11 protein-coding genes are annotated in these 15,837 nt (G+C 71.1%); 6 read left to right on the plus strand and 5 right to left on the minus strand.

The annotated features are described in order from the left end of the window. Positions 1-9: 9 nt before the first annotated feature. The 3 genes from ACZ6R9_RS25495 to ACZ6R9_RS25505 form a co-directional block, all read right to left on the minus strand. Positions 10-1,005, minus strand: coding sequence for a hydroxymethylglutaryl-CoA lyase (locus ACZ6R9_RS25495; protein ID WP_465540526.1), 996 nt, complete (start codon positions 1,003-1,005; stop codon positions 10-12). Continuing rightward, entirely contained in the window at positions 1,002-3,245 is a 2,244-nt protein-coding gene (locus tag ACZ6R9_RS25500; protein ID WP_465540527.1) for an acetyl/propionyl/methylcrotonyl-CoA carboxylase subunit alpha, read from the minus strand. The genes ACZ6R9_RS25495 and ACZ6R9_RS25500 overlap by 4 nt, the downstream gene beginning before the upstream one ends. Positions 3,246-3,339: 94 nt before the next feature. Next, positions 3,340-5,055, minus strand: coding sequence for a carboxyl transferase domain-containing protein (locus ACZ6R9_RS25505; protein WP_465540529.1), 1,716 nt, complete (start codon positions 5,053-5,055; stop codon positions 3,340-3,342). Positions 5,056-5,185: 130 nt separating this feature from the next. Here ACZ6R9_RS25505 and ACZ6R9_RS25510 point away from each other — a divergent pair, with 130 nt between their 5' ends. After that, complete coding sequence (locus ACZ6R9_RS25510) at positions 5,186-5,848, plus strand: SACE_7040 family transcriptional regulator (RefSeq protein ID WP_465540531.1); 663 nt, start codon at positions 5,186-5,188, stop codon at positions 5,846-5,848. Positions 5,849-6,070: 222 nt separating this feature from the next. Then, positions 6,071-9,781 carry an ABC transporter ATP-binding protein gene (locus ACZ6R9_RS25515; RefSeq protein ID WP_465540533.1) on the plus strand — a complete coding sequence of 1,237 codons (3,711 nt, stop codon included), beginning with the start codon at positions 6,071-6,073 and terminating at the stop codon, positions 9,779-9,781. A 72-nt stretch (positions 9,782-9,853) separates the two neighbouring features. Here ACZ6R9_RS25515 and ACZ6R9_RS25520 read toward each other — a convergent pair whose 3' ends face one another. Further along, a complete protein-coding gene (locus ACZ6R9_RS25520; protein WP_465540534.1) occupies positions 9,854-10,798 on the minus strand; it encodes an ATP-grasp domain-containing protein in 945 nt (314 codons plus the stop codon). Between the two features lie 239 nt (positions 10,799-11,037). On the opposite strand from ACZ6R9_RS25520, the gene ACZ6R9_RS25525 reads away from it, so the two are divergent. Beyond that, complete coding sequence (locus ACZ6R9_RS25525; RefSeq protein WP_465540536.1) at positions 11,038-11,487, plus strand: NUDIX hydrolase; 450 nt, start codon at positions 11,038-11,040, stop codon at positions 11,485-11,487. A 119-nt stretch (positions 11,488-11,606) separates the two neighbouring features. Here ACZ6R9_RS25525 and ACZ6R9_RS25530 read toward each other — a convergent pair whose 3' ends face one another. After that, a complete protein-coding gene (locus ACZ6R9_RS25530; RefSeq protein ID WP_465540538.1) occupies positions 11,607-12,050 on the minus strand; it encodes a hypothetical protein in 444 nt (147 codons plus the stop codon). 692 nt (positions 12,051-12,742) lie between these two features. Here ACZ6R9_RS25530 and trpS point away from each other — a divergent pair. From trpS to ACZ6R9_RS25545, 3 genes are all read left to right on the plus strand, one after another. Beyond that, complete coding sequence (trpS, locus tag ACZ6R9_RS25535; protein WP_380483783.1) at positions 12,743-13,807, plus strand: tryptophan--tRNA ligase; 1,065 nt, start codon at positions 12,743-12,745, stop codon at positions 13,805-13,807. Between the two features lie 218 nt (positions 13,808-14,025). Next, positions 14,026-14,958: a S66 peptidase family protein gene (locus tag ACZ6R9_RS25540; protein WP_465540540.1), complete on the plus strand. Its 933-nt coding sequence runs from the start codon at positions 14,026-14,028 to the stop codon at positions 14,956-14,958. Between the two features lie 11 nt (positions 14,959-14,969). Then, positions 14,970-15,704, plus strand: a complete 735-nt coding sequence (locus tag ACZ6R9_RS25545; protein ID WP_465540542.1) for a nucleoside/nucleotide kinase family protein — start codon at positions 14,970-14,972, stop codon at positions 15,702-15,704. The last annotated feature ends 133 nt before the right edge of the window (positions 15,705-15,837 follow it).

Here is a 15,837-nt window from a genome sequence, read left to right on the forward strand (position 1 = left end):
AATCGGATGTCAGGCCGTGGGCCCGAGCAGGGCGCGGACGGTCCGCGAGGGGCTGGGGCGGCCGAGTTGACGCGCCATCCAGCCGCTGGTGTCGGCGAGCGCCGCCAGGTCGACGCCGGTCTCGATGCCCAGGCCATGCAGCATCCAGACCAGGTCCTCGGTCGCCAGGTTGCCGGTCGCGCTCTTGGCGTACGGGCAGCCGCCGAGGCCACCGGCGGAGGCGTCCACCACCGTCACGCCGGAGCGGAGCGCGGCCAGCGTGTTGGCCAGTGCCTGCCCATAGGTGTCGTGGAAGTGCACCGCGACCTGGCCGATCGGTACGCCGGAACGAGTGAACTCGTCGATCAGTGCCTTGACCTGGCCGGGCGTCGCGACGCCGATGGTGTCGCCGAGGCTCAGCTCGGCGCAGCCCATCTCCAGCAGCGTCAGGCCGTGCCGGACCACCTGGGGGATCGGGACGGGCCCCTCCCACGGGTCGCCGAAGCACATCGACAGGTAGCCACGCACTGGGACGCCCGCCGCCGTGGCACGTTCGACCACGGGCCGGAACATGGCCATCGCCTCGTCCGCAGAGCGGTTGAGGTTGCGTCGGGCGAACGTCTCGGTGGCGCTGGCGAACACCGCGACCTCGCCGACGTGGTGGGCCAGCGCCCGATCCAGCCCGCGCTCGTTGGGTACCAGGACGGGCAGGCGCAGGCCCGGATGCCTCGCGGACAGATCGGCCAGCCGCGGCATCAGCTCCTCGGCATCGGCCAGCTGCGGCACCCATTTGGGGTGGACGAAGCTGGTGGCTTCGACAGTGCGCAGTCCGGCGGCGGCGAGCCGGGCGATGAACTCCGCCTTGACCTCGACGGGGACGAGGCTGCTCTCGTTCTGCAGCCCGTCGCGCGCACCGACCTCGTGGATCCGTACTCGGGCGGGCAGATCGGGGTCGCGCACAGGATCCGGCAGGCCGAGTTCCAGCACGGTCGGCTCGGGGGTGGCCCGGTCGGGAGCGGTGGTCATCCTGCAGCCTCCTGCAGTTTCGCGGTGGGGCCGGGTTCCGCTCCGGCGTTGGCGTCCATTCCGGTGCTGCCTCCGGCTGCCGCCCCGATGGCGGCGGCTTCCTCGTCGTCGGGGGCGACCGCCACCAAGGGCTCGTCCATCGCGACGGTCGCACCGGCGGTGACCCGCAGGTCCTCGACGGTGCCGTCATGCGGCGCGGAGATGACGTGTTCCATTTTCATGGCCTCCAGCACCAGCAATGCCTGTCCGCGGCGGACCCGCTCGCCGGCCTCGACCTTCACCACGGTGACGGTGCCGGGCATCGGAGCGGTGAGGGTGCCGTGGTGGGCGGTGCCGGCGGCGGCGCGCTCGGCGATTGCATCGAACGGGTGAACGGGCCAGGCGTCTCCGTCGGCGCCGAGCCAGTGCGTGATGCCACCCGCGGTGCGTTCCTCGGCGACTGTGAAAGTGGCCTGCAGGCCGTCAACCGCAAGGCGGAGGAGGCTTCCGTCCCGGGTCGCTCGAGCCTTCCGGGTCGGTCCCTCGTCGAGCCGGATCTCCCACTCGGGAGTGGTTGCGGCGGAAAAACCGATAGCGCTCTCGAATTCACCACTGGTAGTCATTCGGCAACGCACGGCAACCGGTTCGTGGCCGGCAAGCCGGAGTCGGTGCGTGGTCCATGCGGCCTCGCCGCCAAGTCGCCACCCCGAAGGGAGGGAGAAGGGATCGGTCCAGCCGTCGGAGGCGTCGGCGTGACCGAGTTCGAGCTGTCGCACCAGTGCGGCGGCGAAGTAGAGCAGGTCGATCGTTTCGGGTCGGGTGTACGGAGAGCTCAGCTGGGAGGGGTCCTGCTGGGCGCTGCGTTCCACCAGGCCGGTGTCGAGCCGACCTGCCGCCACGTCGGGCTGAGCCAGCAGCCGGCGCAGGTAGCCGGTGTTGGTGGTGACGCCCAGGATGCGGGTCTCGGCAAGTGCGGCCCGCAGCCGACGGATCGCGGTGGGACGGTCGGGCCCGTACGCGATCACCTTGGCGAGCATCGGGTCGTACAAGCTGCCGATCCGGTCGCCGGGTGCGATTCCGGAGTCCACCCGGATGCCCTCGCCCGAGGGCTCGTCCAGCAGCAGGACCTCACCGCCGGTGGGCAGGAAGTCCCGTTCCGGGTCCTCGGCACAGATGCGGGCCTCGATCGCGTGGCCCAGGAAGGAGATGTCGGACTGTGTGAAGGACAGGTTCTCGCCCGCAGCGACGCGCAGCTGCCATTCGACCAGGTCGAGCCGCTGCGGGCCATCGGGGCCGTTGACCGAGACGGCCAGTTCCGTGACGGGGTGTTCCACCTGGAGGCGGGTGTTCATCTCCATGAAGAAGAAGTCGAGGACGTCGTCCGTGCCGGGCCCTGCGGGGTCCCCGCCGGGAACGATGAACTCGACCGTGCCGGCGCCGGTGTAACCACAGGCTTCGGCGGCACGCACCGCGGCCGCACCCATCGCGGCCCGGGTCGGGGCGTTCAACAGGACGGAAGGAGCCTCTTCGATGAGTTTCTGATGGCGGCGCTGAAGACTGCACTCGCGCTCGCCGAGGTGCACGGTCCGGCCGTGGGTGTCGGCCAGGACCTGCACCTCGATGTGGCGCGGCTGGTCCACCCAGCGCTCCAGCAGCAGGGTGTCGTCGCCGAACGCGGTGCGGGCCACCCGGCGGGCGGCGGCGAGCTCGGCGGGCAGCTCGGCCGGGTCGCGGACCAGGCGCATGCCCTTGCCGCCGCCGCCGGCCGAAGGCTTGAGCAGCACCGGGTAGCCGATCCGGGCCGCCGCCTCGATCAGCTGCTCGTCGCTGGGCGCGCCGTCCTCGCTGCCGGGGACGACTGGCACCCCGGCGACCCGAACGGCCTCCTTGGCGTTGATCTTGTCGCCCATCAGCTCCACCGCAGCCGGCGGCGGGCCGATGAAGACCAGCCCGGCCTGCGTGCAGGCCTCGGCGAACGCGGGGTTCTCGGCGAGGAACCCGTAGCCGGGGTGGACGGCCTGTGCGCCGGCACGGCGGGCGGCGTCGAGGATCAGGTCGGTGCGCAGGTAGGTCTCGGCGGCCGAGCTGTCGCTCCGGTCGGCGGGCCCGAGCCGGACTGCCAAGTCGGCGGCCCGGACGTGCGGGGCGTCCGCGTCCGCGTCGCTGTGCACGGCGACCGAGCGCACGCCCAGCCGTCGCAAGGTGCGGATCACCCGCAGCGCGATCTCGCCGCGGTTGGCGACGAGCACGGTGTCGAACATGGAGGTGTGCCTCCGTTACGAGAAGAACGGGTGAGCGAATTGACGATGCATCAGAAGTGGTGACCGGTCCGTGGCTCGGCCCTCCGGCGGGGCGTCACATTCGGAAGACCCCGAACGGGCGGGGTTCGGCGAGCGGGGCGTTGGCGCAGGCGGTGAGCGCCAGACCGAGCACGGTACGGGTCTGCATGGGATCGATCACGCCGTCGTCCCACAGCCGTGCGGTGGCGTAGTAGGCGTTGCCCTGCCGCTCGTACTGCTCGCGGACCGGGCGCTTGAACTCGTCCTCGGCCTCGGCCGACCAGTCCTCGCCCCGGGCCTCGAACTGGTCGCGTCGGACGGTGGCGAGGACGGAGGCCGCCTGCTCCCCACCCATCACGGAGATCTTCGCGTTCGGCCACATCCACAGGAAGCGAGGTGAGTAGGCCCGGCCGCACATCGAATAGTTGCCCGCGCCGTACGAACCGCCGATCACCACGGTCAGCTTCGGTACCCGGGTGCAGGCCACCGCGGTGACCATCTTGGCGCCGTGCTTGGCGATGCCTCCGGCCTCGTACTGGCGACCCACCATGAAGCCGGTGATGTTCTGCAGGAAGAGGAGGGGGATGCCCCGCTGGTCGCACAACTCGATGAAATGTGCGCCCTTGAGCGCGGACTCGGCGAACAGCACACCGTTGTTGGCGACGATGCCGACCGGGTGCCCATGAATGTGGGCGAACCCCGTCACCAGGGTGGTGCCGTACTCCGCCTTGAATTCGGCGAAGCGGCTGCCGTCGACCAGCCGGGCGATCACCTCGCGTACGTCATAAGGGGTGCGCGGGTCCACCGGCACCGCGCCGTAGAGGCCGGCCGGGTCGACCACGGGCGGCTCGACCGGGGCGAGCGGCCAGGGCTTTGCGGGGCGCGGGCCCAGCCCGGCCACGATGGTGCGGACGATGGAGAGCGCGTGCGCGTCGTCCTCGGCCAGGTGGTCCGTCACGCCGGAGGTCCGCGAGTGCAGGTCGCCGCCGCCGAGTTCTTCGGCGGTCACCACCTCTCCGGTGGCGGCCTTCACCAGCGGCGGGCCGCCGAGGAAGATGGTGCCCTGGTTGCGGACGATCACTGCCTGGTCGCTCATCGCGGGAACGTAGGCGCCGCCCGCGGTGCACGAGCCGAGCACCGCCGCGATCTGCGGGATCCCGGCGGCGGACAGGCGCGCCTGGTTGTAGAAGATCCGGCCGAAGTGGTCGCGGTCGGGGAACACCTCGTCCTGCATCGGCAGGAAGGCCCCGCCCGAGTCCACCAGGTAGACGCAGGGCAGCCTGTTCTCCAGGGCCACCTCCTGCGCGCGCAGGTGCTTCTTCACCGTCATCGGGTAGTAGGTGCCGCCCTTGACCGTGGCGTCGTTCGCCACCACCAGGACCTCGCGCCCGGCGACCCGGCCGATGCCGGCCACGACACCGGCGGCGGGGGCGGCTCCGTCGTACAGGCCGTCGGCCGCCAGTGGGGCCAGCTCCAGGAAGGGCGAGCCGGGGTCGAGCAGGGTGTCCACCCGGTCTCGAGGCAGCAGCTTGCCGCGGGCGGTGTGCTTGGCGCGTGCCTTCTCGCCGCCGCCGAGCGCCGCCGCCGCGAGCTTGTCGCGCAGCTCGGCGACCAGCTCCCGGTGGGCCTGCGCGTTGGCGAGTCCGGCGGGTGATGCCGGATCGACCGCGCTCTCCAGTCGGGGCGCTGGTGCGGCGGCCGCGCCGAACAGCGGTACCGGCGGCGTCGATGCGGCAGCGTTTCGCGGCGAAGCCGGAGACCACGATGAGGTCGGTGCCGAAGAGGGGACCATCCCACGAGCTCCCTTGCCCTCGGATTCGGATCCGGGCAGGCCGAAGGGCGAGCCGGCCAGCCCGTGTTAATGAGCGTTAACTCTGCCGTCAGGTTAACCAGCGATAACCCGACTGTCTACGATGGGCAGCATGCCCAACCGCCCCGCCGCCCCTGCGCTCCCACGCCGTGACCAGATCCGGAAGGAGGCCGCCAGGCTGTTCGCCGCCCGCGGTTTCCTCGGCGTCGGCGTGGACGAGATCGGCAAGGCGGTCGGCATCAGCGGACCTGGCCTGTACCGGCACTTCGCCGGCAAGGACGCGATGCTCGCCGACCTCCTGGTCGGCATCAGTGAGCGCCTGCTGGAGGAGGGCCGCCGCCGGGTCGGCGCGGCCGCCGGGCCGCAGGCCGCGCTGGACTCCCTGATCGACGGTCACATCGACTTCGCGCTGGACGACCGCGACCTGATCATCCTGCACGACCGTGAACTGCTCCACCTCAAGGAGGAGGACCGCCGCCGGGTCCGCCGGCTGCAGCGCGGGTACGTCGAGCTGTGGGTCACCGTGGTGCGCGAGGCCTTCGCCGCGCTGGCCGTCGCCGAGGCGGAACCGACCGCCCGTGCCGCCGTGCACGCGGTCTTCGGTCTGCTGAACTCCACCCCGCACAGCGCTGCGCCGCAGGCCACTCCCGCGGACCTCGCCGCCGAGCGGACCGGCCTGACCCGGGAAGCGATGGCGGCGCTGCTGCGCGCGCTGGCCCAGGGTGCGTTCGTGGCGGCCTCCGCAGCGATTGTTGAGTCGAGTTCGGCCGCCTGACCTGCAGGTTTCAGGCAAGCCCGATGCTCGGGCTGAAGCTGGCTGCACCCCCGCCTAGGACGATCGGACGACCCGAAAGAAGCCGATCGTTGGAGGCGCACCCCCGCGTGCCGTGGGCAGTCTGTAGACGGGAAGGAAGCGCGGCCCCGGGTCGTTCAGCCTCCTATGCGCCCGTCGAATCCGATGGACGCTCAATCGGCCGAATGGTTAGCATCACTAAATATGCCCGAGACTCATGGTTTCCCAGAGCAAGGCTGGCTCCGCCGGCTCGGTGGCTACTGCTGGCGCTACCGTCGCAACCTGTTGCTGTCCTTCGGGGCGTCGCTCGCCGGTATGGCGATCACCGCGATCGTCCCGCTCATCACCAAGCTGATCATCGACGACGTGATCACCACGCACCGCCGCCCGCTCATGCCCTGGGCGGTACTGCTGCTGGTCGCGGCCGCCGCGGTGTTCCTGTGCACGCAGGTCCGGCGTTACTACGGTGGGCAGCTCGCGCTGGACGTCCAGCACGACATGCGCGCCGACCTGTTCCGTTCGCTGACCAGGTTCGACGGGCACCGCCAGGACCGGCTGGACACTGGCCAGGTGGTCGGCCGCGCCACTTCTGATCTGCAACTGGTCAACGGCCTGCTCTCGATGATTCCGATGATGACGGGCTACGCCCTGATGTTCGGCATGTCGATGGTGGTCATGCTCTGGCTGTCGTTGCCGCTCACCTTGATCGCGCTGGTGATGGTCCCGGCCCTGTGGTGGCTGTCCACACTCAGCCGCAAGCGCCTCTTCCCCGCCACCTGGGCCGCCCAGCAGCAGGCCGCCGAGGTCGCCGGCGTGGTGGATGCCGCGGTCGGCGGCGTCCGGGTCGTCAAGGGCTTCGGCCAGGAGGCCCAGGAGCGCGGCAAGCTGGAGCGGGTCTCGCGGGAGCTGTTCGCGGCCCGGCTCCGGTCGATCCGGTTGAACGCCCGCTATACCCCGGCCATGCAGGCGGTCCCCGCACTCGGGCAGGTTGCGGTGCTCGCCATTGGCGGCTGGCTGGCTGTCCAGGGCGATGTCACCCTCGGCACCTTCGTCGCCTTCTCCACCTACCTGGCACAGATGACCGGCCCGGTCCGGATGCTTGCGGTGGTGATCACCGTCGCCCAGCAGACCCGTGCCGGTGTCGAACGAGTCCTGCAGCTGATCGACCAGCGCCCGCTGGTCGCCGAGACCCCGGACGCCCGGCCCCTCGACCCGGACGTGGCCCCGGTCGGCACACCCGCGTTGGAGCTCGACCGGGTCGGCTTCCACTACCGGGCCGAGGAACACCCTGAGCCGGGCAGCGTCCCCGAGGGCGTTCCGGTGCTGGACGGCCTCAGCCTGCGGATCGCGCCGGGGGAGACCCTGGCCCTGGTCGGCGCGTCCGGCTCCGGCAAGTCGACCGTTGCCCAACTGGTGCCCCGCTTCTACGACCCCACCTCAGGCACCGTCCGACTGTTCGGGCAGGACGTGCGCGAAGCCACCCTCGATTCGGTGCGCGCTGCCATCGGCATCGTGCCCGAGGAGAGCTTCCTGTTCTCCGAGACGGTCCGCACCAACATCGCCTACGGCCACCCCGAGACCACTGAGGAACAGATCCTCGCCGCCGCCCGGATCGCCCAGGCCGACGGTTTCATCCAGGAGCTCCCCGAGGGCTACGACACCAAGGTCGGCGAGCAGGGCCTCACCCTCTCCGGCGGCCAGCGTCAGCGCATCGCCCTGGCCCGTGCCGTGCTCACCGACCCGCGCATCCTGCTGCTCGACGACGCCACCTCCGCGGTCGATCCGCAGATCGAGGCGGAGATCCACGATGCGTTGAACAGTGTGATGGCGGGGCGCACCACCCTGCTGATCGCGCACCGCCGCTCCACTCTGCAACTCGCCGACCGCATCGCCGTCCTGGAAGCCGGCCGGCTGATCGACATCGGTACCCACGAGGAGCTCACCTCCCGCTGTCCGCGCTACCGGTCGCTGATCACCGACCCGGACGCACTGGCCGCCCCTGCCACCGAGTCCGTGCAGGACGCGGAACCCGCACCGAACGCGAACACCCAGGCGGTCGCCGCGAAGCCCGCCGTCGACGCCGAGCTGCTCGCCAAGGTCGCCGCCCTGCCACCCGCGACCGACACCCCCGACCTCCCGGTCGAGCAGGCCGAGGCCGCTGACCCCAGGTTCAACCTGGCCCGGCTGCTCGCCCCGTTCCGCCGTCCCCTGCTGCTCGCGCTGCTGCTGGTCGCGCTGGACACCGCCGCCGGCCTGGCCCTGCCGGTGCTGATCCGCCACGGCATCGACGACGGTGTCAGCAAGGCCGCCATCGGCGGCGTCGCGGTCGCCGCCCTGCTGGCGCTCGCCGTCGTCCTGCTCGACTGGCTGGTGCAGGCCACCGAGAGCAAGGTCTCCGGGCGGACCGGCGAACGCGTCCTCTACACGTTGCGGCTGAAGATCTTCGCCCACCTCAACCGGCTCGGCCTCGACTACTACGAGCGCGAGTTGACCGGCCGGATCATGACCCGCATGACGACGGACGTGGACTCCATCTCTTCGTTCCTGCAGACCGGCGTGGTCACCGCCGTGGTCAGCGTGTTCACCTTCTTCGGCATCTTCGTGGCCCTTGTCGTGATCGACCCGGGCCTCGCGCTGGTCGTTCTTGCGGTGCTGCCGCCGCTGATCATCGCCACCCTGGTGTTCCGCAAGAAGTCCGCCCAGCAGTACCAGATCTCCCGCGATCTGATCAGCACCGTGAACGCCGATCTGCAGGAGAACGTCGCCGGCATGCGGATCGTCCAGGCGTTCCGCCGCCAGGACGCCAACATCGACCGGTTCGTCGAGCGCGGCCTCGCCTACCGGCACGCCCGGGCCAAGGCCCAGCTGTACATCTCGCTGTACTTCCCGTTCGTGCAGTTCCTGTCCAGCGTTGCTTCCGCCCTGGTCCTGATCGCGGGCGCTTCCCGGGTCGACGACGGCACTCTGACCATCGGCGCCCTGGTCGCGTACCTGCTGTACATCGACCTGTTCTTCGCCCCGGTCAACCAGCTCTCGCAGATCTTCGACGGCTACCAGCAGGCCGCCGTCGGCCTCGGCCGGATCCGCGAACTGCTGCGCACCCCCACCAGCACGCCCCAGGCCGAACAGCCTGTTCCGGTCGGGGCACTGCGCGGTGAGATCGCCTTCGAGAATGTCAGCTTCGCCTACAACGGCGGGGGCGAGGGCAACGCCGAGGTGCTCACCGGGATCGACCTGCACATACCCGCCGGCCAGACCGTCGCGTTGGTGGGCGAGACCGGCGCGGGCAAGTCCACCCTGGTCAAACTGGTCGCCCGGTTCTACGACGCCACCGCCGGCACCGTTCGGGTCGATGGCACCGACCTGACCGCCTACGATCTGGAGGGCTACCGGCACCGGCTCGGCGTTGTCCCGCAGGAGGCTTACCTGTTCGCCGGGACGGTCCGCGACGCCATCGCCTACGGCCGCCCCGGGGCGAGTGACGCCGAAGTCGAAGCCGCGGCCAAGGCGGTCGGAGCGCACGACATGATCACCCGGCTCGCCGGGGGCTACCAGCACACCGTCGCCGCCCGCGGCCGAAACCTTTCAGCCGGTCAGCGCCAGCTCATCGCCCTCGCCCGGGCCGAGCTGGTCAACCCCGACATCCTGCTTCTCGACGAGGCCACCGCCGCCCTCGACCTTGCCACCGAAGCAGCCGTCAACAACGCTGCCGACCAGCTCAGTGGCGGACGCACCACCCTGGTCATCGCCCACCGGCTCACCACCGCCGAACGCGCTGACCGGATCGTCGTCCTCGACCACGGGCGAATAGTGGAGGACGGTACCCACGCCGAACTGCTCGACCGCGACGGTACTTACGCCAAGCTGTGGAACGCCTTCATCGCGGAGGGACACCCCGCCCCGGTACCCGGCTGATCACCCCGGACAGGCCCCGGGCCCGGCACACCGCCAGGCCCGGGGAACCGTCCGGAACCGAAGCCGGCCTCCTCAGGCCCGCGCAGACTCCGCGGCACCCAGCAGAGCCCGGAACAGCACTGTGGCATCCACCCCGGACGGCAGCTCGCTGACCTGACCGTCCCCGACCTCCACCACCCGCCATCCGCCATCGGCACCGTCCCGGCCGCCTGTGTTCTCCTCGGCGACGTCCCTGCTGCCCACGGCCCGTCGCGCCAGGTCGGTGGTGACGAAGCGGCACCCCAACTCCCGTACCAGCGGGCGGACGGCGGACAGGTCGGGCTCGACCCGGCTCGCCGGGCAGTCGGGGTGCGGCCCGATCAACACCGGCTCACCGTCCAGCCACCAGACCCGCGCCTCCTCCGAGCGGCCGTCTGCCGTCCGCGCGAAGGATTCGAAGCGGCGAAGCACCAACCCGCCAGCGAGGAACTCGCCCTGCAACTCGGCGAACCGCGCCGCCACGCTCGCCAGAGCACCAAGATCGGCCAACTCTGGCACGTAACAGGCCTCGTGCCATTCGTGCTTACGGGACTTGACGTAGTCCTTCACGATCGCGGGGCCGCGCCCGCCGAGGGCGGAAGCAGCCGAGGCGAGGGCGGGACGGTCCCAGGAGGTGCCGGGCAGCCAGGTGCTGGCGGGTGTGACGGGCTCGAAAGTCCGGTACCAGCCGGGCAGTTCATGCGCGGTGGCGTACTCGTCCGGCCCGGTCAGCAGCGCGCAGCCGCGGTCGGCGAGGACGTCGGCCAGCTCGGCGTACCGGGCGACGGGAATCATCCAGCCCCGGTACCAGAGCGGTCCCGAACCGGCGGGAACGCGTCGGACGGCGGCCTCGGCGTCCCCGGCCAACAGGGCGTCGTGGTTGAGCAACGCCGAACTGCCGCCGGCGGCCCGGATCAGCCCGGCCTCCCAGGCGAAGTGCGGGTCCGTCCGACGCGGCAGGAGCGGGTCCGAGGGAAGGATGACGATGGGGTCGGCCATGGGGCTCAGATTAGGTCCACCGATCGGTTGAGGCGCCCTCCTTGACCCGGCGTTGACCAGGCACTCTGCTCCACGCGCTGGTGCAGCGCCCGCCGCCGTGGCCGAAAATTCGATCGACAGTCCGTCAGTTGCGCTGACAGGCTTTCCGTGTGCGATGGATCACAGGACGTCAGAAGCCCAAGGGCGAACGGCTACCCCGTCGAGCGGCGCGAACGGTGGTGCTCTCGCCGGAGGGTGAGGTGTTCCTGTTCCGATCGGACAACTCCGAAATCGGGGTGCACTGGAACGCTCCGGGCGGTGGCCTGGAGGCAGACGAAACGCCCGCCGAAGGAGCGCTCCGCGAGCTGCGCGAGGAAACCGGCTGGACCGACCTCCGGCCCGGTGAACTCCTCTGCACGTGGGAGCACGACTTCACCTGGCACGGCACACCCGTCCGCCAGCACGAACACATATTCCTGACTCGCGGCCCGCGACGTGAGCCCGGAGATGTGGCGGCGGTCCACCGCGCCGACGGCATCCTCGGGTGGCGTTGGTGGACGCCCTCCGAGCTGGCGGCGCCGGACGCCGATCCGCTCTGGCCACCGAACCTGTCGGCCCTGCTCGCCGGACTCCGTACCGCGGAACCCGGTCCGATCGTTCCCGTTCATCTCGGCTACGTGCCCAACACCACCACGACCCACAGCAGCTGACCGAATGGCTTGCGAGCCGCAACACCTCGGCCGCACCGAACTCCGGCAGCCCGTGGAGAGGAGTCGCCCCCGAAGCATCGCATCCGCACCCGCACCCAGCTGACGCCGATCGAGCCCGATCAGCGGACCTGGCGCCGACCCCTCCGGCGTCCACGAGCCGCCGGGACCTCGGCCTGCCAGTCGCGCAGCCCCAGTTCACGGTCGTGCACCGCCTCCGGGTTGATCACCACCGACAGGAGGGCGGACCGCAACTCCTCCGGGCTCATCCCGGTCGAGCGCTGCAACTGCTCGGTGGGAACCGACACCGCGATGGCCGACCGCCACTCCGGCAGCACCACCTGGCAGGTCCCGGAGCCGAACCGCAGCAACTGGGCGGACACCCGGCGCTCCGCGACCTGGGCCACGCCGGGGCCGGCACTGTCGAGCAGCCCGGGCGACCCGCCGATCAGCACGCCCATCGGCACACCCACCGGGGCAACCGGCACGCTCTCCATCGAGGAGGCGCCCGGCCCGTCCACCACCGCGTCGCCGAACGGCGCCGACGTGGGCGGAACGGCCCGCACCTGTCTCAGCCGCCGCGAAGGCGTCGGCCGCCGTGGTGGCCGCACCCGCCCCGCCACCACGCCTCCGCCCCAGACCCCCGACGACCAGCCGACAGACCCAGGAGTGCCCATAGCCTCACCCGCGACCAAACCCTCCGTGCCCGCCGCCCCGAGACCACCGGCCTCCCGCGCAGGTCCGGGAACCGTCGGCAGCCCTGTGCGAGCCCCGTCGTGGCCGTCCGGCATTCTGTGACCGTCCGCGTCGGTGTCCGCGCATCCGCCCGGGTCCGACCCGGACGGTGCCGAGCCGTATCCCGAACCGGGGCCCGCCGAATTCGCGCTCGCCGCAGCGCGGTTGGCATCCGCGTCCGGCCGGTTCGGCGCGTTCTGGTCGAGCGAGGTCATGGCTGCAACCCTCCGATATTCGGCTCGCCCGATCCTGCACCACCAGTGCGCGCCGGGCCAAGGGACGTGTCTGCACAGCCTGGCGGTTCCCTCCCGTCCTGCCGGAAATCTGCTCGCCGGCCGTCGCGCCGCGTTAGGGTGAGCGCATGTCTCTTACGTCATGCCTGCGTTGGTGGCCGTCCTAGGACGGCCGATCCCCTTGCATGACTCCAGGGCCGTCCGTACGGGCGGCCCCGGCGCGATCATCTCCGACGGAAACGGGCCCACCCGGCGGGCGGTCAAAACCGCAACCGAGGAGAACTCCCGCCATGACCGCCGTCCCCGTCATGACCGCCATGACCGCCATCGCGGACACCAAGCCCGGCACCGCGAACCCACTGATCGCCCCCACCGCCGAAGGCCACCGCCGCATCCTGACCGGCGACCGCCCGACCGGGCCGCTGCACCTCGGCCACTACTTCGGCACGCTTCGCAATAGGGTCCAACTCCAGTCCCAGGGGCTGGAGTTGATGATCGTGATCGCCGACTACCAGGTGATCACCGATCGGGATCGGGCCGACCGGATCGCCGAGCACGCCGAGAACCTGGTCCTCGACTACCTGGCCGCCGGGGTCGATCCGGACCGGACCACGATCTTCACCCACAGCGCCGTCCCCGCCCTCAACCAGCTGATGCTGCCCTTCCTCAGTCTGATCAGCGTCGCCGAACTCTCCCGCAACCCCACCGTCAAGGACGAGATCGCCCACTCCCGGCAGGCCGCCGTCAGCGGACTGATGTTCACGTACCCCGTCCACCAGGCCGCCGACCTGTTGTTCTGCAAGGCGGACCTGGTCCCGGTCGGTCAGGATCAACTGCCGCACCTGGAAACCACCCGCACCATCGCCCGCCGCTTCAACGACCGCTACACCCCGCTGTTCCCCGAGCCGCAGGCGCTGCTGTCCGAGGCCCCGCTGCTTCTCGGCACCGACGCAGGCAAGATGAGCAAGAGCCGGGGCAACGCCATCACTCTCGGCGCCGACGAGGACGAGACCGCCCGCCTGCTGCGCGGCGCGGTCACCGACAACGACCGGCACATCAGCTACGACCCCGAGACCCGTCCCGGCGTCTCCAACCTGGTGCTGCTGATCGCCCTCTGCCAGGACCGCGACCCGCACGCCGTCGCCGAGGAGATCGGTTCCGGCGGCGCCGTCCGGCTCAAGCGCACCGCTACCGAGGCGGTCAACGAACACCTCCGCCCCCTGCGCACCCGTCGCGCCGAGCTGGCCGGCGACCGCGCCCTGCTGCGCGAAGTCCTGCACACCGGCAACGCCCAGGCCAACGCCATCGCCGACCGCACCCTCACCGAAGTCCGCACCGCGATGGGCACCTTCTGACCCGCCTCGCGGTCGGTGTGCGGGCCGTCCACCGGGAACGGCCCGCACACCACGCCCGCCGGGGCCGCGCCCCAGTGGATCGGCAGTAACCGCACCAGGGTGGAGAGTTCACGACCGGGGGATACCGTCAGCAGGCAGACCACCCGCCGGCCCACGCGCCGTGCCCCGTGCCCCGAGCCCCGCGCCCACCGGCGCCCCACACCCGAAGGAGGCTCCTGATGCCGCTGCGCCCGCTCCGCCCAGGTGACCGCATCGCCCTCGTCGCCCCCAGCGGTGCGGTCGTCGACCCCGACCGGCTCGCCATCGGGTCGGACATCGTCCGCTCCTGGGGCCTGGAAGTGGTCGTCCTCCCGCACGTCCACGACACCCACCCCACCCTGCCGCACCTCGCCGGCACCGACGCCCACCGCGCCGCCGACCTGCAAGCCGCTTGGCTCGACCCCGACATTGCCGCCGTTCTCTGCGTGCGCGGCGGCTTCGGGGTCCACCGGATGGTCGACCTCCTCGACTGGGACGCGATGCGCGCCGTCCCACCCAAACCCCTGATCGGGTTCAGCGACATCACCGTCCTGCACGAGGCCGTCGCGCAGCAGCTCGGTGTTCCCACCCTTTACGGCCCGATGCCCGGTGTCGGCGTCTTCAGCACCGACGCTCCGACCGCCGAACACCTCCGCCGCACCCTGTTCGAACCCGCCGCCACCACCGTCCTCACCGGACCCGCCGCCGAGACCCTCGTACCCGGCCGCGCCCACGGCGTCCTGATGGGCGGCTGCGCCTCGCTGCTCGCCGCCGACCGCGGCACCCCGGGCGCCCGCCCGTCCTTCGCGGGCGGCCTGCTCATCCTGGAAGACACCAACGAGCAGCCCTACCAACTCGACCGCATCCTCACCCAGCTGCGACGCAGCGGAGCCCTGGGCGGAGTGGCAGGCGTGGTCCTCGGCTCCTGGGACCTCTGCGGACCGCCCGACGGCGTACGCGCCGTGATGCTCGACCACTTCGGCGACCTCGGAATCCCGGTGGTCTGGGAGCTCGGCTTCGGCCACGGACCGTCCTCCATCACCGTCCCGCTCGGAGTACCCGCCACGCTGGACGCCGACGCCGCCACGCTCACACTCGACGCGCCCGTTCTCATCGCCGCTGTTGATGCGTAGGGTTGCGGGCCATGCACGTCGAAGGCATTCCCGCCGCAGGCACCTTCACCACCGCACCGGCCGAGGAGCGGACTTCGGACCCCACGGCGGCGGCAGTGGTCCGCGCGCTCGGTCTGCTCCACGGCCCCGGCAGCGGAACCGGCCGAGTACTCCTCGGCCTGGCCGGACCACCCGCAGCCGGAAAGTCCACCCTCGCCCGCCTGCTGATCGACGAGATCAACCGCCACGAGGGCCCCGACACCGCCGCCTACCTCCCGCTGGACGGCTTCCACCTCTCCAATGCCCAGCTCGACCGCCTCGACCTGCGCTCCCGCAAGGGCGCCCCCGAGACCTTCGACGCCCTCGGCTACCTCGCCCTCGTACAGCGCGTCGCCGCCGATCGCTTCCGCGACATCTACGCCCCCGACTTCGACCGCACGCTGGACGAACCCGTCGCCGCCCGCCACCTGATCCGCCCCTGCACCCGCCTGGTCGTGACCGAAGGCAACTACCTCGCGTCCCCCGTCACCCCGTGGACGAACGCCCGGGCCCTGCTGCGCGAGCTCTGGTACGTCGACGCGGACCGCACCGCCCGGGACACCCGCCTTCTCGCCCGCCACACCGCCGGCGGCCAGGACCCCTCCACCGCGCGCCACCGGATCGACACCAACGACCAGCCCAACGCCGCATACGTGGAGACGGCCCGGTCGGTCTGCGACTGGGTGGTCCGTACCGACGCGTTTGCACCTGCCCACCGATCGGCGTAGTGTTGTCTAGTCGCTCGGCAGGGAGCACCGGACACGCGTCTGTGTGGACGGTCCCGGGGCGGCCAATCCTTGAGAACCATTCGGTTGATCCGTGACGGGTCGCGTCCTTTCGCGTCTCCGTTCGTATTTGCTG

The sequence above is a fragment of the Kitasatospora sp. NPDC048662 genome (assembly GCF_055587065.1).